Annotated in this window: 20 protein-coding genes; 4 read left to right on the top strand and 16 right to left on the bottom strand. The window is 62.0% G+C overall.

Annotated features, from left to right (window positions below; genetic code table 11):
• Window positions 1–34: 34 nt before the first annotated feature.
• On the bottom strand, window positions 35–5,218 hold the full coding sequence (locus DARO_RS02045) for an alpha-2-macroglobulin family protein (RefSeq protein ID WP_011286157.1): 5,184 nt from the start codon (window positions 5,216–5,218) through the stop codon (window positions 35–37).
• Window positions 5,219–5,682: 464 nt separating this feature from the next.
• On the opposite strand from DARO_RS02045, the gene DARO_RS02040 reads away from it, so the two are divergent.
• Window positions 5,683–6,141 carry a DUF2846 domain-containing protein gene (locus tag DARO_RS02040; protein WP_011286155.1) on the top strand — a complete coding sequence of 153 codons (459 nt, stop codon included), beginning with the start codon at window positions 5,683–5,685 and terminating at the stop codon, window positions 6,139–6,141.
• 323 nt (window positions 6,142–6,464) lie between these two features.
• Window positions 6,465–7,412 carry a phenylacetic acid degradation operon negative regulatory protein PaaX gene (gene paaX / locus DARO_RS02035; RefSeq protein WP_198134088.1) on the top strand — a complete coding sequence of 316 codons (948 nt, stop codon included), beginning with the start codon at window positions 6,465–6,467 and terminating at the stop codon, window positions 7,410–7,412.
• A 126-nt stretch (window positions 7,413–7,538) separates the two neighbouring features.
• On the opposite strand, the gene paaY is transcribed toward paaX, so the two are convergent.
• Window positions 7,539–8,150 carry a phenylacetic acid degradation protein PaaY gene (gene paaY / locus DARO_RS02030; RefSeq protein ID WP_011286153.1) on the bottom strand — a complete coding sequence of 204 codons (612 nt, stop codon included), beginning with the start codon at window positions 8,148–8,150 and terminating at the stop codon, window positions 7,539–7,541.
• 73 nt (window positions 8,151–8,223) lie between these two features.
• Here paaY and DARO_RS02025 point away from each other — a divergent pair, with 73 nt between their 5' ends.
• Entirely contained in the window at window positions 8,224–9,021 is a 798-nt protein-coding gene (locus DARO_RS02025) for an IclR family transcriptional regulator (protein WP_011286152.1), read from the top strand.
• Between the two features lie 40 nt (window positions 9,022–9,061).
• On the opposite strand, the gene DARO_RS02020 is transcribed toward DARO_RS02025, so the two are convergent.
• From DARO_RS02020 to paaN, 14 genes are all read right to left on the bottom strand, one after another.
• A complete protein-coding gene (locus DARO_RS02020; RefSeq protein ID WP_011286151.1) occupies window positions 9,062–9,841 on the bottom strand; it encodes an enoyl-CoA hydratase/isomerase family protein in 780 nt (259 codons plus the stop codon).
• Window positions 9,842–9,852: 11 nt separating this feature from the next.
• Entirely contained in the window at window positions 9,853–10,626 is a 774-nt protein-coding gene (locus tag DARO_RS02015) for an enoyl-CoA hydratase (RefSeq protein ID WP_011286150.1), read from the bottom strand.
• 73 nt (window positions 10,627–10,699) lie between these two features.
• Window positions 10,700–11,797 (bottom strand): 2Fe-2S iron-sulfur cluster-binding protein, encoded by a 1,098-nt coding sequence (locus DARO_RS02010; protein WP_011286149.1) that lies wholly within the window; start codon window positions 11,795–11,797, stop codon window positions 10,700–10,702.
• 22 nt (window positions 11,798–11,819) lie between these two features.
• On the bottom strand, window positions 11,820–12,320 hold the full coding sequence (gene paaD / locus DARO_RS02005) for a 1,2-phenylacetyl-CoA epoxidase subunit PaaD (RefSeq protein WP_011286148.1): 501 nt from the start codon (window positions 12,318–12,320) through the stop codon (window positions 11,820–11,822).
• Between the two features lie 3 nt (window positions 12,321–12,323).
• A complete protein-coding gene (gene paaC / locus DARO_RS02000; protein WP_011286147.1) occupies window positions 12,324–13,106 on the bottom strand; it encodes a 1,2-phenylacetyl-CoA epoxidase subunit PaaC in 783 nt (260 codons plus the stop codon).
• Window positions 13,106–13,399, bottom strand: coding sequence for a 1,2-phenylacetyl-CoA epoxidase subunit PaaB (gene paaB / locus DARO_RS01995; protein WP_011286146.1), 294 nt, complete (start codon window positions 13,397–13,399; stop codon window positions 13,106–13,108). The genes paaC and paaB overlap by 1 nt, the downstream gene beginning before the upstream one ends.
• Complete coding sequence (gene paaA / locus DARO_RS01990; protein ID WP_011286145.1) at window positions 13,396–14,409, bottom strand: 1,2-phenylacetyl-CoA epoxidase subunit PaaA; 1,014 nt, start codon at window positions 14,407–14,409, stop codon at window positions 13,396–13,398. The genes paaB and paaA overlap by 4 nt, the downstream gene beginning before the upstream one ends.
• An 88-nt stretch (window positions 14,410–14,497) precedes the next feature.
• Window positions 14,498–15,643: an ABC transporter substrate-binding protein gene (locus tag DARO_RS01985; protein WP_011286144.1), complete on the bottom strand. Its 1,146-nt coding sequence runs from the start codon at window positions 15,641–15,643 to the stop codon at window positions 14,498–14,500.
• A 27-nt stretch (window positions 15,644–15,670) separates the two neighbouring features.
• On the bottom strand, window positions 15,671–16,876 hold the full coding sequence (gene pcaF / locus DARO_RS01980) for a 3-oxoadipyl-CoA thiolase (protein WP_011286143.1): 1,206 nt from the start codon (window positions 16,874–16,876) through the stop codon (window positions 15,671–15,673).
• A 10-nt stretch (window positions 16,877–16,886) separates the two neighbouring features.
• Window positions 16,887–18,212: a phenylacetate--CoA ligase PaaK gene (gene paaK, locus DARO_RS01975; RefSeq protein ID WP_011286142.1), complete on the bottom strand. Its 1,326-nt coding sequence runs from the start codon at window positions 18,210–18,212 to the stop codon at window positions 16,887–16,889.
• Window positions 18,213–18,236: 24 nt separating this feature from the next.
• Window positions 18,237–18,707, bottom strand: coding sequence for a hydroxyphenylacetyl-CoA thioesterase PaaI (paaI, locus tag DARO_RS01970; RefSeq protein WP_011286141.1), 471 nt, complete (start codon window positions 18,705–18,707; stop codon window positions 18,237–18,239).
• Window positions 18,700–20,172: a 3-hydroxyacyl-CoA dehydrogenase PaaH gene (paaH, locus tag DARO_RS01965; protein WP_157037260.1), complete on the bottom strand. Its 1,473-nt coding sequence runs from the start codon at window positions 20,170–20,172 to the stop codon at window positions 18,700–18,702. The genes paaI and paaH overlap by 8 nt, the downstream gene beginning before the upstream one ends.
• A 61-nt stretch (window positions 20,173–20,233) precedes the next feature.
• On the bottom strand, window positions 20,234–21,028 hold the full coding sequence (gene paaG, locus DARO_RS01960) for a 2-(1,2-epoxy-1,2-dihydrophenyl)acetyl-CoA isomerase PaaG (protein WP_011286139.1): 795 nt from the start codon (window positions 21,026–21,028) through the stop codon (window positions 20,234–20,236).
• A 130-nt stretch (window positions 21,029–21,158) separates the two neighbouring features.
• Window positions 21,159–22,823 (bottom strand): phenylacetic acid degradation protein PaaN, encoded by a 1,665-nt coding sequence (paaN, locus tag DARO_RS01955; RefSeq protein ID WP_011286138.1) that lies wholly within the window; start codon window positions 22,821–22,823, stop codon window positions 21,159–21,161.
• 380 nt (window positions 22,824–23,203) lie between these two features.
• Here paaN and DARO_RS01950 point away from each other — a divergent pair, with 380 nt between their 5' ends.
• Complete coding sequence (locus DARO_RS01950) at window positions 23,204–24,232, top strand: hypothetical protein (RefSeq protein ID WP_011286137.1); 1,029 nt, start codon at window positions 23,204–23,206, stop codon at window positions 24,230–24,232.
• Window positions 24,233–24,240 lie beyond the last annotated feature (8 nt).

Below are 24,240 nucleotides of genomic sequence, written 5' to 3'. Positions count from 1 at the left end.
AGGAAATCGGCCAATCCGCGCCGCGCACCGGATCTTAGGGCTTGGCCGGGGCTGGCGTTGGCACAACTGCCGGCGCTGCGGCTGGTGCAGGCACCGGAACAGCCGCCGGCTTTTCCTTCCCGTCGGTCACCGTCAGCGTGGCATCGCCGGTCGCTAGGCCGTAAACGTCCGGCCGGTACATGTCTTCCGCGTAGATCGGCGGGAAGACGAATTTGCCGGGCGTGACGACACGGGCGCGGTAGAACAGGCTGAGCCTGCCCTGCAGACGGGCCGCAACCACAAAACGGTCATCGCGGAACTCGACGTGCTGGATGCGCGGATCCTGCATCGCCTCGGCCGGATTGACGTTGTTGATCAGCGTGCTGGCCATGCCCTCGCCCTGAGCGATGTTGAGATTCTCGATCTCGAGGCCGGCCGGAATGTGATCGACCACCATGCCGGTATTGATCCAACTGCGCGGATTGACGTTGATGCGGACGATAACCGACTCACCGACCTTCAGCGCCCGGCTCTTCAGCGGCTTGCCGTCGGCTTCGAACAGGTCGCGCGTCAGGGCGATGGCGTCGTCGCGATTGGCAGGCATCTTGGCCGGGTTGCCGCTGTAGGCGAGTTGCAGGTAGAGCCTTTCCTTGTGAGTATTCTTGATCCGAACGCCGCCCTGCAAGGCAGCAGCGGACAGAGGCCGGATCAGGGTACCGGAGCCATTGATGGTTTCCGGCTTTTCCTTGCCGAGCACTTCCGCCGTCCAGCCGGCCTCGCCCTCGCCGGCTTTGGCGAAATTGCGGCCGAGCAGGAAGAGCGCCAGTTTTTCCTGGGTGCTGGTGTAGCGGTTCTTGCCCAGTTCGGCGGCTGCAACGGCGACCAGATTGTCCTGGCCTTCAACCTTCAGCTTGTGACGGTCGAGCAAGGCGTAGGACAGCGCCGCATCGCGCAGCGGACTGCCGTAGTCGCCCCACCAGTAGCCGGTATCGCGGCTCTTCTTGACGCCTTCGGCCAGCGCCGTCTGGGCACGCGTTTCGTCGCCCATCAGCTTCAACGCCAGACCGAGATGGACCAGCGCCAGGCCGGAATGTGCCTGCTCGCGCAGGTCGAACATCTGGCGCAGCGTCGACAATGGCGCCTTGGCTTCACGGGACAGCACGTAGGCGCCATAGGCCAGCACGCCGAAGCGACCGGAGCCGCCGTAGCGGTAATCCTGCCAGCCGTTCTGGTTGTAGGTCACCTTGCCACTCGGCAAGCCGGCCGCCCCTTCCTGCAGATTCTTGAGCAGGAATTCCATGGCGTTCTTCTGCATCGCTTCCGGCACCTTGAAGCCCTGTTCGCGGGCATCAAGCAGGAAGTTGCTGATGTAGGCCGAGAGCCAGTACTGGTACTCTGACATGTTGCCCCACAGGCTGAAGCCGCCATTCGGCGCCTGCATGGCGCCCAGCTTGGCGATCGCCTTCTCCAGCATGTCGGCCCGCTGGTCGCGGCTGTAAGGCTTCAGGCCGAACAGCTTGGCGCCTTCCTCATCGACCAGCACATGCGGGTAGGCGGTGCTGGTGGTCTGCTCGGCGCAGCCGTACGGATAGGTCAGCAAGCCCTGGATGGCACTGCGCACGTCGATCGGCGCCTTGTCGGAGAGGATCAGGTGCGACTGGACGGTGCTCTTCAGGAAACCGCCGAGTTCAGCCTCCTTGACCTCGACCGTTTCACCCGGCCCGACAGCCAGCATTTTCAGCACCTGCTGCTGTGGTGTCGCGGCCTGAACCTGCAGGCCAAAGCTGCGCTCCAGCTTGAGGCCGGCCGCACTGCTGACCACCACCCGGACATCGGCCAGGCCGAAGGCATTGCCGGCTTCGAGCGGGAAGCGCAGGGTCTGTTTCTGCTGATCCTTGAGCTCCAGTTCGCGTTCGGCGTTCTGGATCTTCAGGCCATCGGCGTTCTCGATCCGGACCTTCAACTTTTGTGCGACACCGGATAGGTTGTGCAGGTCGAGCGCGATGGTCGCGTTGTCGCCCACGGTCAGGAAGCGCGGCGTCATCAGTTCGGCGACCAGCGGTGCGGCGACGATGGTTTCCGCCTCGGCGCTACCGAACTTGTCCGGTGCGGCAACCACCGCCATCAGGCGCAGGGTGCCGTTGAAGTCTGGCACGTCGAGGCCGATTTCGGCTTCGCCCTGCTCGTTCAGCTGCACCGGCCCGGAGAACAGATCGACCAGACGCACCTTCTTGGGCAGGCTCTTGGTCGCCTTCGGCGCCGCATCGCCACCGAACTTCAGCTTACCCTTCTGGCCGCCCATCTTCTCGATCAGGCGACCATAGACGTCGTACTGGTCGGCGCCATAGCGCAGCTTCCCAAAGAAATGGCCATGCGGATCAGGCGTGGCGTAACGGGTGATGTTGAGGATGCCGACATCGACTGCCGAGAGCGTAACAACTGCCTGCTGCCCGGTCAGGCCGGGAACTTTCACCTTCACCTTGAGGCGGGTGTCCGGCAACATCTTCTTCGGTGCATCGAGGCTGACTGCCAGCTTGCGGTCGCCACGTTCGAGCGGCAGATGGGTCAGGCCGAGCGCCCGCGCCGGAGTGACCTTTTCACCGGCACTGCCCGGGCGCAGCACCACGGCCGAGACGTAGAGGTCGTGACGCTTCCAGTCCTTGTCGACCGGGATATCAATGGTCGTGCCTTCGAGCGGCACCGAAACGCGCTTCAACCAAAGGGTCTTGTCGGCCTCAACGGTGACCAGCGCTTCGCCGGCATGCGGCGGGGTGATGGTCAGCTTGGCAGTCTCGCCATCCTTGTAGGCCGGCTTGTCGAACTTCAGCGCCACCCGGTCGGGACGGACGCCTTGCGTTTCGTCGCCGCGTGCACTCCAGCCGGCGTAGAAGCGGTATTTGGTGATCTGGCCGGTTTCCGAATCGGTGATCTCGACGCGATAACGGCCGTATTTGACCGGCAGGCCGAGCTTGCCGCGGCTGCCATCGGGAATGCTGACCACCGTCGTGTCGACCAGCTCGTCGGTTTCGGTGAAGCCCGAATGCCAGCCGCGCTGGTCATCGAAGCGCCAGTAGTAGTCGCGGTTTTCGCGGAACAGGCGGACAGGCAGTGCCTTGCCGCCATGCAGCTTGGCTTCGGCGTTGGCGCGGATCACCTCGAACTGGGCGACGCTGCCTTCGCGGGCGTAATCGCCGGTGAACAGAGGACGGACACCGACCAGCACCGGGGCTGGCCAGATCACCCGTTCAAAATTGCGCACCACCGGCCGGCCGCCGCTTTCGAGCAGGCTGAGCGTTGTCCGTACCGTGTAGGGCGAACGCTTGCCCTTGGCCGGGGCGAGATCGACCTCCAGCGCGAGGTCGCCGTTCTCGTCGAGCTGGTTCTGCTCGAGTTCAACGCGCTGACGCTGGCTGTCCTCATTGGTATCGCCGAACTCGAAGCCGGGCAGCTTTTGCGCCAGCGGATTCTTCTGGCGCTCGAAAACGGCCACGCCGAGCAGCTGGTTGCCAGCCGCCGGGGCTCCGTAGAGATAGGCGCCCTTGATGTCGATTTTCAGGGATTCGTCGGGCGAGACCGTCGCCTGCTTGCTGTTCAGGTCGAGCTTCATGCGTTCGGGCAGGAATTCCTCGACCCCGAAACGGAAGCTGGTGGTCGCCAGCTTGTCGGCTGGGTCGGCGCGCAGCTCGAGGGTCCACGCACCGGTTGCGGCGTCGACCGGCAGCTCGATGCGACTCTGGTAGTAGCCACCGAGCTTGGCATCCGGCTGCCAGGTCGCGGTGAACTGGCTCTTGCCGTCCGGACGCCGGAGGATGGCCTGAATCGGCTGGGCCGGCACCGGTCGCCCATCGGCATCACGCGCGAGCACGGAAATGTCGAATTTCTCGCCGGGGCGATACAGGTTGCGCCCGGAGTAGGCGAACAGGCGCACCGGCCGACCGGGCAGGCCGGCCACATCGTATTCGGACAGGTCGAGCGCCGGTTCCTTGAGCGTGACCATCGAGATCTGCTGGCCGTGACGAGCAATGATGACCTTCGCTGCAGCGGGCCGCTCGGCAAAGTTGGCGCGGCCGCTGCTGTCGGTTTCGGCGCGACCCACCACCTTGGCGTTTTCGTCCATCCACGCTACTTCAACACCGGAAACAGCCTTGCCTGTGGTCAGCGAACTGACATAGGCATCAGCCCCCTTGGCAAACAGGCGGGTGCTCAGGCCGAGATCGCTGACGTAGAAATAGGTCACCTGATAGTCGTAGCGGAAGCGGTTGGGCTGGCTCATCACCGCGATATAGATCCCCGGTTCGCGGAGTTCCTTGATGTCCTCGACCGGCAGGAAAGTGACGTTGCGCTTGTTGGGCTTCTGCTCGGTCAGGAAACGACCGACAAAGACGCTTTCGGTCAGGTTGTGCAAGCTGTCCAGCGACCAGTTGTTGACCGCCCCCTTCAGGCTGGTGGCGCGCCAGTCATAGTCGCCGTCGTACTCCACGTCATAGTCGTAGTCGTCGTTGTTCTGGCGCTTGGCGCGCGCCTGCGGCCGCGGCCCGCTGATCACCTTGTCGAGGAAGCGCGGCAGCTGGTCCGGCTTGACGCGCAGGAACTGGACATCGACCTCAGGCACGTTGACGGTGACTACCGGCAAACCGCCATTCTGTTTGGCCGGCAGGACCGTGCCGCGACTGGCGAAGTAATAGGCGGGCGCCACAGTGGCCGTAACCACCGAGTAACGCCCCTCCTCATTCAGCTTCTGACCGGACAGCGAACTCAGGCCGGCAGCGACGCGAACGACATAGCGCGTCTGCGGCTTGATGTGCGGAAAATACAGGATGCGCGGATTGTCGCCGACCACCCAGGCGCCCTTGATCAGCTTGCCACCGTCGGTCGCGACATCGGCCGGCTCGGTGCTGACTTGCGGATTGGCGCTGCCCGGCGCGCCCTCCTCGCCTTCATCCTCGGATTCATTCACCTGCGCCTTGGCATCGCCCGGGCGCGGCGGCATCTCGAAGACCTGAATCTGCTCATCGTAGCCCTTCTTGGCATCCATCGGCAGGGTAAAACTCAACGCGAGCGATGGCGATCCTTCGAAATCGCGATTCGAGAAATCGGCAATCTCGAACGGCCCGTCTCCGGCGCTCGCCGTTTCCGATTGCCATGGCTTGGCGTAGATCAGGACAGCAGCGATCGCAACCGCCAGCGCCACCAACCAGGCAACAGCCCCGAAACCCCGACTCTTCGACAAACCTGACATCAGCGTATTCCTCAAGACGACTAAAACGGCAATGGATGAAGACAATCAATTCTGGGCGCAAATTATGACACGTCGATCATCAAGTCTTACTGCATTTGACTGAGTCTATTCGCCGGATTGACCAATGGTTATGCATGAGGCAGTAACCGGCCAAGGCTGCGTGAAAATTCAAAGCCAAAACCAAAGCCAAACAGGGATGCTTTACCCCGCCATGGCTTTGAAAAACAACCGTGTCGTAATTGTTAAATTCATCAAAACAACCAGTCACTGACCAGCCGTTTTCACACAATTCCAGCCAAAAGCGTCCAGTCCGGGTTGCAGGTGCAAGCACAGCTGGCGCTTCCAGATTCAGCGGTCTAGCGAACCGAGCCGTTGCAATGGGACATGCTTCACAAAATATGTAAAAGTGATATATGATATTCGGATTTTTGCTGTTTATACAAATATCATCAAAAGGGAGAAATATGTTTAAGAAAATTGCATCTGTAGCCATCTTTGCCGCTTTCATCACGGGCTGCGCATCTGTTCCGATGGAAAGCAAAGAAGCATCTGACCAAGCGAAGCGTTTCCCAGCGCCATCGCAAGGACAGGCAGGACTCTATATTTATCGCTCCGCCGGTGTTGGTGGAGCGCTGAAGAAAGACATTTGGGTCGATGGAAAATGCATTGGAGAGTCAGCACCAAATGTTTTCTTCTATGAGGAGGTGAAGGGGAATCAGGAGCATGTCATTGCCACGGAGTCGGAGTTTTCCCCTAACGAAATCAAGCTAGCAGTAGCAGATGGCATTAATTACTTCATTAGGCAGTACATAAAAATGGGGGTTTTTGTCGGCGGAGCAAACCTGGAAGTTGCGAACGAAGCCGAAGGAAAAGAGGTTGTCCGGAATCTGGAGATGGCTAAAAAAGGAACTTGTAGCGAATAAGATCAAGGCGGTTTGCTCGCTGACCGGCCGGCCCTCTCGCCTTGGTCGGTCAGTTAGACAAATACTCTGGCCTTATGGGAGCCTAGTATCGAGCCAGCAAGTACCAACTGAATCCGACAGAGATAAACAGGTACAAAAATACAAAAATATTTGTATTTTCCGTATCAGTAAGTCCTGAAAAAATTCAACTTGCCTGATGATTCGCGGGTTTGATGCTCAACACTGGCATACAAAACGATACTCGGCATCAGGTACAATCGAAGTCTTCAACGGGTCGCCATCGGTCCGAGCCATTTCCTCAACGCCCTTCGCCAGCCTATCTCGTGAGCACCGCCATCCAATCCCGCCTGAATGAATTCCGGCAACAGCGCCGTGTCCAGGCTGGCTCGCTGATCATCACCGTCTTTGGCGACGCGATCCTGCCGCGCGGCGGACGCATCTGGCTAGGCAGCCTGATCCGCCTGCTCGAACCACTCGAACTCAACGAACGGCTGATCCGCACCTCCGTCTTCCGTCTGGTCAAGGAGGAATGGCTGCGCACCGAAACCATCGGCCGGCGTGCCGACTACGTGCTGACGCCATCGGGCCGTCGGCGTTTCGAGGAAGCTTCACGCCACATCTACGCCTCGGATGCGCCACTCTGGGATCGCCGCTGGCGCCTGATCCTGGTCGTCGGCGATCTGGACCCCAAGCTGCGTGAGCAGGTCCGGCGCGCCTTGTTCTGGCAGGGGTTCGGCGCCTTGGGGGCCGATTGCTTCGTGCACCCTAGCGCCGAGTTGTCCAGCGTGCTCGACACGCTGATTACCGAAGGCCTGTCATCGGCCATCGGCGCGCTGATGCCCTTGTTCGCGGCCGATTCGCGTTCGGCCCAGTCGGCCAGCGACGCCGACCTCGTGCACCGCGCCTGGGATCTCGGGCATCTGGCCGAGGCCTACAGCGCCTTCGTCGCCACCTATCAGCCCATTCTCGACGAACTCCGGCGCGACCATCTGGCCGGGGTCAGCGAGCAGGATGCCTTCCTGCTGCGCATCCTGCTCATCCACGATTACCGGCGCCTGCTGCTGCGCGATCCGGAATTGCCGGAAGTCCTGCTGCCGGCCAACTGGCCAGGTCAGCAGTCGCGACTGTTGTGCAAGGAACTGTACAAGCGGCTGGAACCCCTCGCCAGCCGCCACCTCGACCAGCAGTTGTGCCTGGCCGATGGACGCGTGCCGGAAGAGGACCTGTCGCTCCCCGAGCGCTTCCCGCAGAACGATCCGCTATCGGCCTGATCAGGCCGAGTCGTCAGTCCCGCCGATTCTGCCCTGTTCGGCCCACCCCGCATCCCCATTCGCTTTATCGCGCGACCGGGGCGCGGAGCCTGCCTCGGCATCAAGGCAAACCTGCGTGGCAGACAACTAGCGGTTCTTCAGTTCAGTCAGCGGCACGACATCCGGCATCTCGATCCGCTTGCGATCGGCCTCGACCGCCGTCAGCGGGGTCGTTTCGACCATCGTCGCCAGGCAGCGCCGGGTCAGTTCCTGATAGGTCCGCGTCCCATCGCTCTTCCAGGCCATCTCCTGTTCGCTCAGCGGGCGGATCACCTTGGCCGGCACACCCGCGACCAGCACGCCGGGGGGGATTTCCTGGCTGGCCTTGACGAAGGCCGAGGCGGCGACGATGCTCGCCTCGCCGATCACTGCGTTGTCCATGATCACGGCGTTCATGCCGATCAGCGCATTCTTTTTGATGCGGCAGCCGTGCAGCACGGCACCATGGCCGATGTGGCCGTTTTCCTCGACCACCGTATCGGTGCCGGGAAAGCCGTGCATGACGCAGGTGTCCTGCAAATTCGCCCCGGCCTCCAGGATCAGTCGGCCGAAATCGCCCCGCAGGCTGGCGCAGGGACCGACGTAGCAATCCGTCCCGACAATCACATCGCCGATCAGCACGGCACTCGGGTGGACATAGGCGGTGGGATCGACCACCGGGACGATTCCGTCAATGGAATAAACGCGAAGTTTTGACATAATACAATGTTTTCCTTTGATATTTTGATTTATTATAAAACTAGTTTTGAATAACAGAATTCAGGGAGCAGCAATGAGTGAGGAACTGGAAGGGAAACACGGCGTTCAGTCGCTGGAAGTGGGCATGAGTATCCTGCGTGCCATGGCCAACGGCCAGCGTTCGATGATGCTGAAGGATATTGCTGCGGCGGCCGACATGCCCGCCTCCAAGGCGCACCGTTATCTGGTCAGCCTGATCCGGGCCGGCCTGGTCGACCAGGACCCGATGACCTCGCGTTACGATCTCGGCACCTTCGCGCTCAATCTCGGCCTCGTCGCGCTTGACCGACTGGACCGCGTCCGCCTCGGCCTGAGCGCCATTGCCGAATTGCGTGACGAAATCAACCAGACCACGGCCCTCGCGGTCTGGGGGGATGGTGGCCCGGTGGTGATCCGCTGGGAACGGCCGCGTCGGCCGATCACCGTCAACGTGACGACCGGTACCGCGCTCGATCTGCTGATGTCGGCCGCCGGGCGGGTTTTTGCCGCCTGGATGCCGAAGAAAATCACTGCGCCCCTGCTGGCCGAGGAGTTGAAGCACGCCCCGCTGCCGCCCGACTTGAAGAGCAAGGCGGCAGTCGAGGCGCTGCTGGCCGAGATTCGGGCGCAAGGCTATGCCGCGACCAATGGCCAGCACAAGGTGGCTGGCGTCGAAGCCGCTGCCGCGCCGATATTCAATTTCAAGAACGAAATCACGATGGCAGTCCTGGTCGTCGGCGTCCAAGGCATGCTCGACACCAGCCCGGAGGGCAACGTGATCCAGAGCCTGAAGCATTGCGCCGAAACACTTTCCCAGCGCCTCGGCGCCCACGGCGAACCGAAGCAGCCCTGAGGCACGTTCATTCCCGTGGTAACGGGAATGAACAGCCGGCTTACAACCAGGCGGGCGGACGCTTGTCGAGGAAAGCGGCAATACCGTCTTTCGCTTCATCGGTCGCCCGCTGACGGGCAATACGTTGCGCGGTTTCCTCGCTGATCGTTGCATCGATCGGCTGGCCGTTCACCGCGCCGATCAGATCCTTGGCCGCCTTCTGGGCCAGCGGACCGCCTTGCAGCAAGGCCTCGACCAGCTGGTCGACACAGGCATCCAGTTCATCCAGTTCGACGACGTCACCGACCAGGCCGATGGCCAGCGCCCGCGAGGCCTTGATCCGCTCGGCGCTCTGGAAGTAGCGCATGGCATGGCGCGGACCGATGGCGCGCAGCACATAGGGGCTGATCGCCGACGGGATGATGCCGAACTTCACTTCCGAGGTCGAAAACACCGCATCGCTGCTTGCCACCGCCATGTCACAAGCGGCGGTCAGGCCGGTACCGCCACCGAGGGCGGCACCCTGCACGCGGGCAATGGTCGGCTTGCTCATTTCGGACAACGTGCGCAGCATGCCGGCGAACTTGCGTGCATCCTCGACGTTCTGTTCGTGGGTGAATTGCGAAGCGCGCTTCATCCAGTTGAGGTCGGCACCGGCCGAGAAATGCTTGCCGCGACCACCGAGCACGACGATGCGGACGCTGGCATCGGCATCAAGCTCCTTGCAAGCAGCAGCGAGTTCGGCGATCAGCTGTTCGTCAAAGGCATTGAAGACGGCCGGACGGTTCATCCAGATGGTGGCGACCTTGCCGGCCCGTTCGATTTCCAGGGTTTCGTACATGGCACTCACTCTCAGCGGTTCTTGAACACGGGTTTTCGCTTCTCGACAAAGGCCGCCATGCCTTCCTTCTGATCTTCGAGGGCGAAGGCCGAATGGAAAACGCGGCGCTCAAAGAGCAGGCCTTCGTTCAACGAGGATTCGTAGGCGCGATTGACCGATTCCTTGATCATCATGACCACCGGCAGCGAATAGCCGGCAATGGTCTGGGCGGCCTTCAGGGTTTCGTCGAGCAGTTGCTCGGCCGGGATGATGCGGGCGACCAGCCCGGCCTTTTCGGCTTCGGCCGCATCCATCATGCGGGCGGTCAGGCACATGTCCATGGCCTTGGCCTTGCCGACGGCCCGGGGCAGACGTTGCGTGCCACCGGCCCCGGGCATGGTGCCAAGACGGATCTCCGGCTGGCCGAACTTGGCAGTATCGGCGGCGAAGATCATGTCGCACATCATGGCCATTTCACAGCCGCCACCCAGAGCGAAACCGGATACTGCGGCAATCACCGGCTTGCGGGTGGTCTTGATGCGTTCCCAGTTGCGGGTGATGAAGTCGGTCTTGTAGGCGTGCATGTAGTCGAAATCCTTCATGAAGCCGATGTCGGCTCCGGCGGCGAAGGCTTTCTCATTGCCGGTGATGACGATGCAGCCAATGTTCTCGTCGGCTTCGTAGATGTCGATGGCGGCACCGATGCCGTCGACGACGTCGTTGTTCAGTGCGTTCATCGCTTCCGGACGGTTGATGCGGATCAGGCCGACCTTGCCGATCACTTCGGTGAGGACTACTTGGGTCATGGTTTGCTCCAAAAAAATGACCGCCCCCGGAGGGAGCCGTGGGCGGTCCAAGTGCAGCTGTTGGTTGGCCGGATCAGCGTTCGTCGAAGCTGACCACCAGGCGTTTAGTCGTGGCGCGAGCCTGGCAGCTGAGCACGAAACCCTGCGCCATTTCGTCGCCTTCCAGCGTGTAGTTCTTGTCCATGACCACCTCGCCGCACAACACCTTGGCGCGGCAGGTACAGCAGACGCCGGCCTTGCAAGAGAACGGCAGGTCGAGGCCAGCGTTCATCGCAGCATCGAGTACATGCTCGTCGGGGCCGATCTGCAGCTCATGTTCCTTGCCGTCGAGAACGACGGTCAGGGCGATGTCCTTGGCGGCAGCGACGCGGGTCGGCGCGGCATCGGTATCGGCCTGGATCTTGGCGGCCTGGGCCGGGCCGGAGGTGAAGCGTTCGGTATAGACGCGGCTTTCCGGCACGCCGGCTTCGATCAGCGCCTTTTCGGTCGCTTCGATCATGGCTTCCGGGCCGCAGATGAACACTTCATCCATGCTCTTGACCGGCAGCAGGGCGTCGATCACGGCCTGAACCTTGGCGCCGTCGATCCGGCCTTGCAGCAGGTCGACTTCCTGCGCCTGGCGCGACAGGATGTGGATCAGCGTCAGACGGTCCGGGTAACGGTCCTTCAGGTCCTGCAGGGATTCGTTGAACATCACGCTGGACATGCGGCGGTTGCCATAGACCAGCGTGAATTTGGCTTCCGGCTGTTCTTCCAGCGTCGTCGCGGCAATCGACAGGATGGGCGTAATGCCCGACCCCGCGGCGAAACCGACACGGTGAATGGCGCGCTGCTTTTTGACGACAAAGCGACCATCCGGCGGCATCACGTCGAGCTTGGCGCCAGCCTTCAGGGTTTGCGCCGCCCAGTTGGAAAAGACGCCACCTTCGACCGGACGGATGCCGATTTCCAGCTCGCCGGCCTTGGCCAGACGGCTGCGCGGGCTGCTGATCGAATAGCTGCGGCGCACATCCTGGCCATCGACCTTGGCGCGCAGGGTCAGGAACTGGCCGGGCTGGAAGCTGAAGGCTTCGCGCTCGGCGTCAGGGATATTGAAGGTAATCGCCACCGAGCCGGCCGCTTCGGGGCTGACGCGCTTGATGGTGAGTTCGTGAAAACGGAGGGCTGACATTTCCTGATGCTCCGGTAAATTCTTAGTAAGGCTTGAAGTAATCGAACGGTTCCTGGCAATCAAGGCACTTGTACAGCGCCTTGCAGGCCGTCGATCCAAAATGGGAGGACTCGACCGTATGCGCCGAGCCGCAATGCGGACAGGGCACGGTTTCGACCTTGGCCGGCTTGCTGATGAAGCGCACGACATTGCTGCCGGCCGGCGTCTGGTGCGGCGGCGCAATGCCGTAGGCGCGCAGCTTTTCCTTGCCGGTTTCGCTCATCCAGTCGGTGGTCCAGGCGGGAGCCAGTTGCGTCACGACACGCGCCGAGATGCCCTTGGCGAGCAAGGTCGAGCGCACGTCATCCTCGATCTGGCTCATCGCCGGGCAGCCGCTGTAGGTGGGCGTGATGACCACTTCCAGACCGTCGGCACCGACCCGGATATCGCGCAGGATGCCGAGCTCGCGCAGCGAGATGACCGGAATTTCCGGATCGGCCAGATATTCCAGCGCAGCCCAGGCGGCATCGACGTTTGCGCTCATCGCTTACCAGACCCCGTTCGGATGGGCGCGGGCCAGGCTTTGCATTTCGGCCAGCAGGAAGCCGAGATGCTCGGAATGCACGCCGTTCTTGCCGTCCGAAACGTAACCGCCGGCTTTCGGGCGCTGCAGCGTCGCTTCTTCCAGCGCGGCATCGACGATGCCATCCCAGTCGGCCTTCAGCGTGTTCAGATCAACGGCAATACCATCCTTCACCGCGGCGGCTTCGGCCGGGCTGTGGGCCCAGAATTCCTGGGTGTAGGGCATCAGGTGATCGAGTGAGGCCTGAACGCGGGCATGCGATTCCTCGGTGCCATCGCCGAGGCGAACCAGCCAGTCGCGGGAGTGGCGCAGGTGATAGCGTACTTCCTTCAGCGACTTGGCGGCGATGGCGGCCAGATCGGCGTTGTTCGACTTGGCCAGCGCTTCCCAGAGCAGGGCCATCAGGGCGCTGTACAGGAAGTTGCGGACGATGGTCGTGCCGTAGTCGAGGCTGCTGTGGGCATAGCCGGACAGCGGGCCATGGTGCGGCAGTTCGAGCAGCGTGTAGTTGCGGAATTCGCCGGTATCGCGGAAGTAGGCCAGCTTGTCTTCGGTGGCATCGCCGCCCTTCAGCTGTGCAACCAGCTGATAGAGCATGCGGGCCTGGCCAATCAGGTCGAGGCTGACGTTGGACAGCGCAATGTCTTCTTCAAGGATCGGCCCGTGGCCGCACCATTCGGCATTGCGCTGGCCGAGGACCAGGGCATTGTCAGCCAGATGCAGCAGGTAATCGATGGCGGCACTCATTACATGTGCCCCACTTCGTCGGGGATTTCGTAGAAGGTCGGGTGACGGTAGATCTTGTCGGCCGCCGGATCGAACAGTTCGCCCTTCTCGTCCGGATTGCTGGCGGTGATTGCCTTGGACTCGACAACCCAGATGCTGACGCCTTCCTGGCGGCGGGTGTAGACGTCGCGGGCCATTTCCAGCGCCTGACGGGCATCGGCGGCGTGCAGGCTGCCGCAGTGCTTGTGCTCGAGACCCTGCTTGCTGCGAATGAAGATTTCCCAGAGGGGCCATTCTTTGAGTTCGGTCGTCATGCTGCTTCCTTCATCTTGCGTGCTTGTTGTTTGTTGGCATGGGCCAGCGCGGCATCGCGCACCCATTGGCCGTCGTTGTGTGCCTTGACGCGGGTCGCCAGGCGTTCCTTGTTGCAGGGGCCGTTACCATTGACGGTCTCCCAGAATTCGTTCCAGTCGATCTGGCCGTAGTCGTGATGCTGACGCTCCTCGTTCCACTTGAGATCGGGATCAGGCAGCGTGACGCCAAGCACCTTGGCTTGCGGCACGGTGGCATCGACAAACTTCTGACGCAGGTCGTCGTTGGAAATGCGCTTGATACCCCAGCGCATGCCTTGCACGCTGTTCGGGCTGTCGGCATCGGGTGGTCCGAACATGGCCAGGCACTTCCACCAGAAGCGGTTGACGGCATCCTGGACCATGGCCTTCTGCTCGGCCGTGCCGGTCATCATGACCAGCAGGGCTTCGTAGCCCTGGCGCTGATGGAAGGATTCTTCCTTGCAGACGCGGACCATGGCGCGGGCGTAGGGGCCGTAGGAGCAGCGACAGAGCGGGATCTGATTCATGATCGCGGCGCCGTCCACCAGCCAGCCGATCACGCCAACGTCGGCCCAGGTCAGGGTCGGGTAGTTGAAGATCGAGCTGTATTTGGCGCGGCCGCTGTGCAGGCCTTCGAGCATCTGGTCGCGGCTGGTACCCAGCGTTTCGGCGGCGGAATACAGGTAGAGGCCGTGGCCGCCTTCATCCTGCACCTTGGCGATCAGGATGGCCTTGCGCTTCAGGCTCGGGGCGCGGGAAATCCAGTTGCCTTCGGGCAGCATGCCGACGATCTCGCTGTGGGCGTGCTGGCTGATCTGGCGGACCAGCGTCTTGCGGTAGGCGTCCGGCATCCAGTCCTGCGGCTCGATGCGGCCATCGGCATCGATGCGGGTATCGAAAGCCGCCTGCAGCGCCGGATCTTCTTTGGACGGCACGGGAGCTACGGCCTTGCCGCCCGGCGCGTCGGGTACGTTGAAAGACTGGGTGTACATAAAGATCTCCTGTTGAGAAGGAAGCGGCGTTATGGGTCGCCGCATTCCGCCGGGACAGCCGCCAGGCGGCCATCCCGGAACTACGGTGTTACTGGACGATGGACCAGTCGCCGCCCTTCACTTCCAGCATGCGGAAAGCGGAGAGGTCGAGGCCCATGTGATCGGTGGCCGACATGTTGAAAGTGCCGCTGGTGCCGACGAAGCCCTTGGTCGCTTCCAGTGCATCACGCACCTTGGCCTTGTCGGTGCCGCCGGCGCGCTTGATGGCGTCGACCGCCAGCATCAGGCCGTCGTAGGCGTAGCCGCCAAAGGTCGACACGTCGGCCTTGTAGGCGGCCTTGTAGGTCTGCTCATAGGAAGTCACGACCGGCTTCTGCGGATCCTTGGCGGCCAGCTTTTCCGGGATCAGCTGAGCCGGGGACGGCAGACGGACACCTTCGGCGGCCGGACCAGCCAGCTTCAGGAATTCGTCGGAAGCCACACCATGCGACTGGTACAGCGGCAGCGTCACGCCAAGCTGCTTGTAGTTCTTGGTCACGATGGCCGGCCCCTGGCCCAGACCGAACACGAACACGGCCTGAACACCCGGCGTGGTCTTGATCTTGGTCAGCTGCGGGCTCATGTCGGTATCCTTCGGACCATAGGTCTCGTTGGCGACCAGCGTGATGCCGTACTTACCGGCGACGCCTTCGGTTTCCTTCTTGCCGGAAGCGCCGAAGCCGGAGGTTTCGGAAAGCAGCGCCACCTTGGTCAGGCCGCGCTTCTTCATGTCCTCGAAGACCTTTTCGGCGGCCATGCGGTCGGTGTGCGGGGTCTTGAAAACGAATTTCTTGACCGGCTCGACAATGACCACGGCACCGGCCAGTGAGACGAACGGCGTGCCGGACTTTTCAGCCAGCGGCACCATCGACATGGTGGAACCGGTGGTGGTGCCACCAACCAGCACGTCGACCTTGTCGTCTTCGAGCAGGCGCTTGGCAAAGCCGTTGGCCTTGTTGGCATCGCTGCCGTCGTCGTAATGGACCAGTTGCAACTGGCGACCGAGAACGCCACCCTTCTTGTTGATGTCATCAACGTACAGTTGCAGCGTCTTCAGTTCCGGGTCGCCGAGGAAAGCAGCCGGACCGGTGACGGAGAGCACCGAGCCTATCTTGATCGGATCGGCGGCGAAGGCACCAAAGGCACCGAAGGTCAGTGCGGCTGCGACAACGAGTTTCTTCATGCTGTGCTTCATGGGTTTGTCTCCTCTGTTGGTATATGGTCAGACACGCTCGATCACCATCGCGATGCCCTGCCCGACACCAATACACATGGTGCACAGGGCGTAGCGACCGCCACGGCGTTTGAGTTCATAGGCAGCCGTAGTCACCAGACGGGCGCCGCTCATGCCGAGCGGGTGACCCATGGCGATGGCACCGCCGTTGGGATTGACGTGGGCAGCATCGTCAGCCAGCCCGAGGTCGCGCAACACGGCCAGGCCCTGGGCGGCAAAAGCTTCGTTGAGTTCGATGACGTCCATCTGGGCCAGTGTCAGGCCGGTCTTGGCCAGCACCTTGCGCACGGCCGGCGCCGGACCGAAGCCCATGATGCGCGGCAGCACGCCGGCGGTGGCCATGCCGACCACGCGGGCCAGCGGCTGCAGACCGTACTGGCTGGCGGCGGCGCCGGAAGCCAGCAGCAGCGCACAGGCGCCGTCATTGACCCCGGAGGCATTGCCAGCCGTGACCGAGAGTTCCGGGCCATTGACGCCCTTCAGCTTGGCCAGCATGTCCAGCGTCGTTTCCGGACGCGGATGCTCGTCGGTATCGACGACGACCGGATCCCCCTTCTTCTTCGGGATGACGACCGGCACGATTTCGTCCTTGAAACGACCGGCCGCATTGGCCGCCGCCCAGCGCTGCTGCGAACGGACGGCGAAAGCGTCCTGATCGGCCCGGCCGATGGCGAAGTCGGCCGCGACGTTGTCAGCCGTCTGCGGCATCGAATGGGTGTCGTACAGCTTCTTCATCGCCGGATTGGGGAAGCGCCAGCCGATGGTCGTGTCGTAGATCGCGGCGCTACGGGAATAGGCGCTTTCCGCCTTGCCCATCACGAACGGGGCGCGCGACATGCTCTCGACGCCGCCGGCGATCATCAGTTCGGTTTCGCCAGACTTGATCGAGCGGGCCGCCATACCGATGGCGTCCATACCGGAACCGCACAGACGGTTGATCGTCGTGCCCGGCACTTCGATCGGCAAGCCGGCCAGAAGGCCGGACATGCGGGCGACGTTGCGGTTGTCTTCACCGGCCTGATTGGCGCAGCCGTAGATGATGTCTTCGACGGCGGTCCAGTCGACCTGTGGATTGCGTTCCATCAGCGCCTTGAGCGGGATGGCGCCGAGATCGTCGGCGCGGACACCGGCCAGGGCGCCGCCGTAACGGCCGATGGGGGTGCGAATGGCGTCGCAGATAAAGGCTTCATTCATGTTCATTTCCTCAGTTCTGCTTCGGGCGCTCGTCGAGCACGCGCTTGGCCTTACCGGTCAGCGTGCGGGGAATGGAGTCGTGTTCCATGACGGTGATCCGCGTCGAGATGCCGATGATGGTCTTGATGTGGTGCTGCAATTCCTTGCTGATCGCCTGGATTTCGCTCGGCGACAGCTTGCCGGACAACTCGCTCTGCAGCTCGCAACGCACTTCGACGTTGTCGAGGTGGCCATCGCGGGTAACCAGGATCTGGTAGGTGCCGGCCAGGCGCTTGTCGCGCAGGATCTGCTCCTCGATCTGGGTCGGGAAGACGTTCACACCACGGATGATCAGCATGTCGTCGGACCGGCCGGTGATCTTGCCGATGCGGCGGAACGAACGGGCAGTTGGCGGCAGCAGGCGGGTCAGGTCGCGGGTGCGGTAGCGGATGACCGGGAAGGCTTCCTTGGTCAGCGAGGTGAAGACCAGTTCGCCGAGTTCGCCGTCAGGCAACACTTCACCGGTTTCCGGATCAATGATTTCGGGGTAGAAATGGTCTTCCCAGATCACCGGGCCATCCTTGGTTTCGATGCATTCGCAGGCGACGCCCGGGCCCATCACTTCGGTCAGGCCGTAGATGTCGATCGCGTCGATGCCGAGCTTGCGTTCGATTTCGGCGCGCATGCCCTCGCCCCAGGGTTCGGCGCCGAAGATGCCGACCTTCAGCGGAATGTCTTCCGGCTTGATGCCAAGACGCTCGAACTCTTCGGCGATGACCAGCGAGTAGGACGGCGTGACCATGATCGCATCCGGCTTGAAGTCCATGATCTGCTGGACCTGCTTTTCCGTCTGTCCACCGGACATCGGCACGGCGGTACAGCCAAGGCGCTCGATGCCGTAGTGGGCGCCGAGGCCGCCGGTGAACATGCCGTAGCCGTAAGCGTTGTGCACCATGTCACCGGCACGGACACCAGCCGCGCGCAGCGAGCGGGCGATCAGGTCGGACCAGTTCTCGATGTCCTTCTTGGTGTAGCCGACAACGACCGACTTGCCGGTGGTGCCGCTCGAGGCATGCAGGCGGGCAACCTTGTCGCGCGGCACGGCAAACAGGCCGAACGGGTAGTTGTCACGCAAGTCCAGCTTGGTCATAAACGGAAACTTGCTGATGTCGGCCAGCGTCTTCAGGTCGTCCGGATGCACGCCTTTTTCCAGGCATTTCTTGCGGTACGGCTCGACGTTGTCGTAGGTGTGGCGCACCGACCATTTCAGGCGATCAAGTTGCAGCGCCGAAATCTCTTCGCGGCTGGCCGTTTCAATCGGTTCGAGGTCACCGGGCAGGGGTTTCTTGACGGTCATGAGTGTCTCCTCTGTGTTGTTGGGTCAGGCCTGGTCGGCCTGTTGCAGTCCGGCGATCACTTCGCCGCTGATGCGATAGCTCTTGCCCCGGAACAGGGCGACAGTCTTGCCACCAGAGGTGCGCACGGTGATGTCATAGACACCGGTACGTCCCGAGGCGGATTGCTCGACGGCCTCGGCTTCCAGCAATTCACCTTCCTTGGCCGGGGCCAGGAAGTCGATATGGCAGGCCGAAGCGACGGTAGTCTTGTTGTAGGCGTTGCAGGCGTAGGCGAAGGCGGTATCGGCCAGGCTGAAAATCATGCCGCCATGGCAAATATGGTGGCCGTTGACCATGTCGCCACGAACGCTCATGGTTAGCAACGAGGCACCCGGCTGGACGCGGACGATCTTGATGCCCAGCGCCTGGGCGGCACGATCACGCGAATACATCGCATCGGCGGTCGCCTCGGCCAGCGCTTGCGCCTCGGCCGGGCTCAGTTTGTGTTCAGTCATGGATATTCCTTCCGGCAAAAACGGCGCGCTGGATCAGCGGCGAAATGCGATAACGGTCCTCGCCGTAGCTGGCACCAAGATTGGCCAGCACGTCGCGGATGGCAGCGACACCGACCTGATCGGCCCAGGCCAGCGGGCCTTGCGGATAATTGACGCCGAGGCGCATGGCCTGATCGGCGCCGGCTTCGGAGCAGACGCCCTGATTGACGGCATCGGCCGCTTCATTGGCCAGCATTGCCACCGTGCGCATGACGATCAGGCCCGGCACATCGAGAAAGCGCGACACGGCGAAACCAGTGGCCTGGAGCAGGCCGACGGCCGAAGCGACGGCGGCCGGTTCGCATTGCTCGGCGGCGGCGATGGCCAGACGGGTCGCCTTGCTGTAATCGAGCGCGAGGTCGATCAGCACGGTATTGGCGACGCCGGTTTCGGCGGCACGTTGGGTGGCACTGCGACCGTCGGTCACGTACAACTTGGCGAAGCCGATTTCGGCGATACGGCCATCGCTGTCCGGTGCCCGGTTGTAGGAGAGGGCGGAGTGCTGCAGGCGCTCGACCAGCAGTTCAGCCAGATCGGACTCGCCAAAAACAGTGATCTTGCCGGCCGGCGTTTGCGCGGCTTCGGTCTGCGGCTCGGGCTTCACGGCACCTTCGCGGTAGTCGTAGAAGCCGCGTCCACTCTTGCGGCCATAGAACCCGGCATCGACCAGTTCCTGCTGGATCAGCGAAGGCAGGAAGCGCTGGTCGTTGTAGAAAGCACGCCACACCGAGTTGGTCACGGCGAAATTGACGTCGTGGCCAATCATATCCATCAGCTCGAACGGTCCCATGCGGAAGCCGCCAGCCTCACGGCAGCAGGCATCGATCGTGGCGTAGTCGGCTGCGCCTTCCTGCGCCACGCGCAGCGCTTCGGCATAGTAAGGACGGGCGACACGATTGACGATGAAACCGGGCGTCGACTTGGCATGCACGGCCGTCTTGCCCCAGGCATTGGCCGTGGAAAACAGCGTGTCAGCCACCGCTTTATCGGTCGCCAGGCCGGAAACGATTTCGACCAGCGCCATCAACGGGGCCGGATTGAAGAAATGCAGACCAGCCAGACGCTCCGGATGCTTCAGCGCAGCGCCGATGGCGGTCACCGAAATCGACGAGGTGTTGGTCCCGAAGATGCAGTCGGCACCGACGATGGCTTCGAGATCGGCATACAGCTTCTGCTTGGCGTCGAGGTTCTCGACGATGGCCTCGACGACCAGTGCGGCATCGGCCAGATCGGCCAGTTGCTCGACAGCGCTCAGGCGTTCGCCAGCCGCTTGCGCGGCTTCGGTGGTCAGCTTGCCTTTTTCGGCCAGCTTGGCGAACTGCGCACGGATACCGGCGACAGCCTTGTCAGCCGCGCCTGGCCGGTTATCGAGCAGCTTGACCGGATGGCCGGCCGCTGCGGCGACCTGGGCGATGCCGGCGCCCATGGCGCCAGTACCGACCACGGCGATGACCGCCTGTTGGGGAAGGGGTTGCTTAGTCACGCGTTCACTCTCCGGTGAATTTCGGCGCACGTTTTTCCATGAAGGCGGCGACGCCCTCGGCGTAGTCCGGGCTCCAGCCCAGTTCGCGCATGAAGCTGCCTTCGAAGGACAACTGCTGCTCCAGCGTGTGGCCCGGCGCGGCATGCATAGCCTGCCGGGTGCGGACCAGCGCCTTGGTCGGCATCACCGACAACTGCTTGGCCAGCGCGTCGATGCGGGCGGCGAAATCGGCGTCCTCGGTACATTCCCAGATCAGTCCCCAGGCGGCGGCCTTTTCGGCCGGCAACTTGTCGGCGAGCAGGGCGAGGCCCATGGCACGGGCCATGCCGACACGCTGCGGCAGGAACCAGGTACCGCCGGTATCCGGAATCAGCCCTATCTTGGAAAAGGCCTGCAGGAAGCAAGCCGACTTGGTGGCGACCACCAGGTCACAGGCCAGCGCCACCGAAGCCCCGGCACCGGCGGCAATGCCGTTGACCGCAGCGATGGTCGGCACGCGCAGGTTTTGCAGGCGCATGACCAGCGGCTTGTAGTTGCGGTCGACGACGTTGCCGATGTCCGGCATCTTGCCGTCGATTTTCGCCATGTCCGGATCGGCCAGGTCCTGGCCGGCGCAGAAGGCGCGACCGGCACCGGTCAGCACCAGCACGCGGATGGAATGGTCGCTCTGGACGCGGTCGAGGGCGGTACGCAGTTCGGCATGCATTTCGCCGGTGAAGCTGTTCAGCTTGTCCGGGCGATTCAGGGTCAGACGGGCAATGCCGGCTTCGACGGTGAAGGTGATGTTTTCAAAGTTCATTCAGTTCTCCAAAACGTGTGCAGAAATCGTAGCGAGCCCGCTTAGGTCGGCCCGAGAAGCGCAGTCGTACTCAAGTACGGCGAGCATCGCAGGGCCGAGATGGGCGGGCGCAGTAGATTTATGCATGCGTTTAGATGTGGTAACGGCGCTGGACGACTACGAAGCGGTTGGCGACAAAGGCGGCATCGGCGTAGGACGCGTTGGCAGCCGGGTTGCCGCCGGTACCGTGGTAATCGGAGTAAGCGGCCGACTGATTGACGAACACGCCACTGGTCAGGTTGATCGACAGGGCAACCTTGGCGCGCATCGTGGCGGCGGTCATCGCGTCGATCACTTCCGGCTTGGTCGAGTAGATACCGGCCGTCAGCGCACCGTGGGTAGACACAATGCGCTCGGACAGCGCGATGGCGGCAGCGGTATCAGCCACCTTGACGATGAAGCTGATCGGGCCAAAACGCTCTTCCATATAGGCATGCTCGTCGGCCGCATCACAGGCGAGCAGGACCGGGGTACGGACGGCAGCTTTCGGGAATTCCGGGTTGTCCAGCTTGGTGGAAGCCAGCACCACCTTGCCCAGCGTGCCGCTGTCAGCCATGTCGATACGCTTGATGGTATCAGCCGATTGCATGGCACCGAGCACGGCCAGCGCGACCTCCGGCTTGGACAGGAAGCCGGACACGGCACGGGCCAGATCGGCACAGACGTCGTCGTAGGACTTGTGGCCGTCTTCGGTCTCAATGCCAGCGGCCGGCACGAAGATGGCCTGCGAGGTGGTGCACATCTGGCCGGAATACAGCGACAGCGTGAAAGCCAGGTTGCGCAGCATCGGCTTGTAGGCATCGGTCGAATCGATCACGATGTTGTTGACGCCGGCCAGCTCGGCATAGACGCGGGCCTGGCGGCAGTTGTCGATCAGCCACTGGCCGAAGACATTACCGCCAGTGAAGTCGATGGACTTGACGGCCTTGTGGGTGACCAGCTTCTGCGTGGCGGCACGATCGGCCACGCACAGCGTGACCAGGTTGGGGTCAATGCCGTTCTCGGCCAGCACGGCGCGAATGGTGCGCACGGTAATGGCGGCCGGCAGGATGGCATTGCTATGCGGCTTGACGATCACGGCATTGCCGGTGGACAGCGCGGCAAACAGGCCGGGGTAGGTATTCCAGGTCGGGAAGGTGCCGCAGCCGACAACGACGCCGACACCGTGACCGACGATTTCGAAATGCTTCTTCATGACCAGCGGCGGGTTCTTGCCCTGCGGCTTGTCCCAGGTCGTTTCGGCCGGCACGAAGCTCTGTTCGCGATAGGCATAGGCAACCGCTTCGAGGCCACGGTCCTGGGCGTGCGGCGAGCCGGCCTGGAAAGCCATCATCCAGCCCTGGCCGGTGGTCATCATGACCGCATGGGCCAGCTCGAAGCTCTGCTGATTCAGGCGAGCCAGGATTTCGAGACAGATGCCAGTGCGGCCATCGGCCCCGATCTTCTGCCAGCCGCCCATGGCCTGCTGGCCGGCGGCGATCAATGTTTCATAGTTGCAGACCGGATACTGAACGTTCAGATCGATACCGTAGGGCGATTGCTCGCCACCGGCCCAACCCGTCGCCCCCGGCTGCCCCAGATCGAACTGCTTGCCAAGATGGGCTTCGAAAGCCTTCTTGCCATCTTCAGCCGCGGTTTCACCGTAGGTCTTCGGACTCGGCATCTCGTTATAGGCCGACCAATAGGCACGGGTGGCGATGGCATTAAGGGCGCCATCGAGCGTGGCGCGGTGCTTGTCGAGCAGGGGGTGGGACATCTGAAATCTCCTTGAAGACATCTTTTCTTGGGCAGAGGCGCACACAGCAGCCCCGATCTGGTTACACGATACGAATTATGTTTTCGAAAGTCAAACAAAAGTATCGTTAATATCTCAAAAACCACACATTCCGATTAGCGAAAGAAATTCTGCTTCATTAAAAAATACGCTTAAAAACCGTTATTTATAGTTTGCAAATTAGCGAACGAAGACTATGATTCCGAAATGCAGAATTTGTTCCCGAACAATTTCGAATCAATCTGATACAAATTTTGTTGACATTGCACATCGATACGTATCATTATCCATCCACGCCATCCGGACACCCGGATGGATCGCTCACTCGATGAAATGACTCGTAACGAACAGGAGACAAAGACATGGCTAGCCACAAGGAACGTTTTGCCGACAAGATGGAGTTCCCGCCGGAAATCCAGCAGCCCAACATCTACCCGCTGTCCTGGAACTCCAAGACCAAGAAGCTGCAGGAAGTCTGGGAAGCCTCGCTGCGCGAGAACTGGGATCCGGAGAAGCTGCCGTGGGACACCCTCGATGTAGACAGCTACACCTGGGAAGAGCGCGAATCGATCGCCTACTGGTGGAGCTTGCTGTCGGTGTTCGACGCATCCGCCCCCCCGGTGTTTGCCGAAGCGCTGATCAAGACCTACGAAGTGCATGAGGAAGACCCCGTTCGCAAGTGCTTCTTCTCGGTGACCCGTGACGAGCAGAACCACGAAATCATGTGTGGCCTGGCCATCACCAAGATGCTCGGCCATCCGGACCCGATTACCTACGAACCGAAAACCGATCTCGGTCGCCGCCTGCAGAAGAACGTCAAGTGGCTGTACTTCAACGGCTCGCGCTACTGGACCGGCTACAAGCAGGCCGTACCCAAGTACGACCTGGCCGTGCTGTTCAGCTCCTTCCTGATGGGCGAAATCGCCGCTGCCACCATCTTCAAGCAGATGTTCGACAACTCCCGCGAAGCTGTGTTCAAGGAAGGTTTCAAGAACATCGGCCGCGACGAAGGGCGTCACATGGCGATCTGTATGGCCGTCATGGAGCGCGACTATCCGGGCCTCAAGGAAGAAACCAAGGCCATCGTCACCAAGCAGATCCGCGCCGGCTACCTGTTCCTGTCCGCCGTGCTGTTCGAACCGCCGATGGAATTCTGGGACCTGCCGGAAGACTTCATTGCCAACCAGCGTGAGGGTGAAGAAGTGGCGCGCGGCGCCGGTTTCGGCATCCCGAGCTACGAGGCCAAGCTGGAAAACTGGAAGAACGCGATGATTAACCTGAAGGGTGTGCTCGACCGCTACAACATCCCGTTCCCGGCGATTCCGGAAGTCGGCATCACCGGCCAGGAAGTCTCCGAGATCGACATGGAAGACATCATTCCGGTCTTCTAAACCAGACC

The sequence above is a fragment of the Dechloromonas aromatica RCB genome (assembly GCF_000012425.1).
This window is presented reverse-complemented; position numbering and strand designations above follow the sequence as displayed.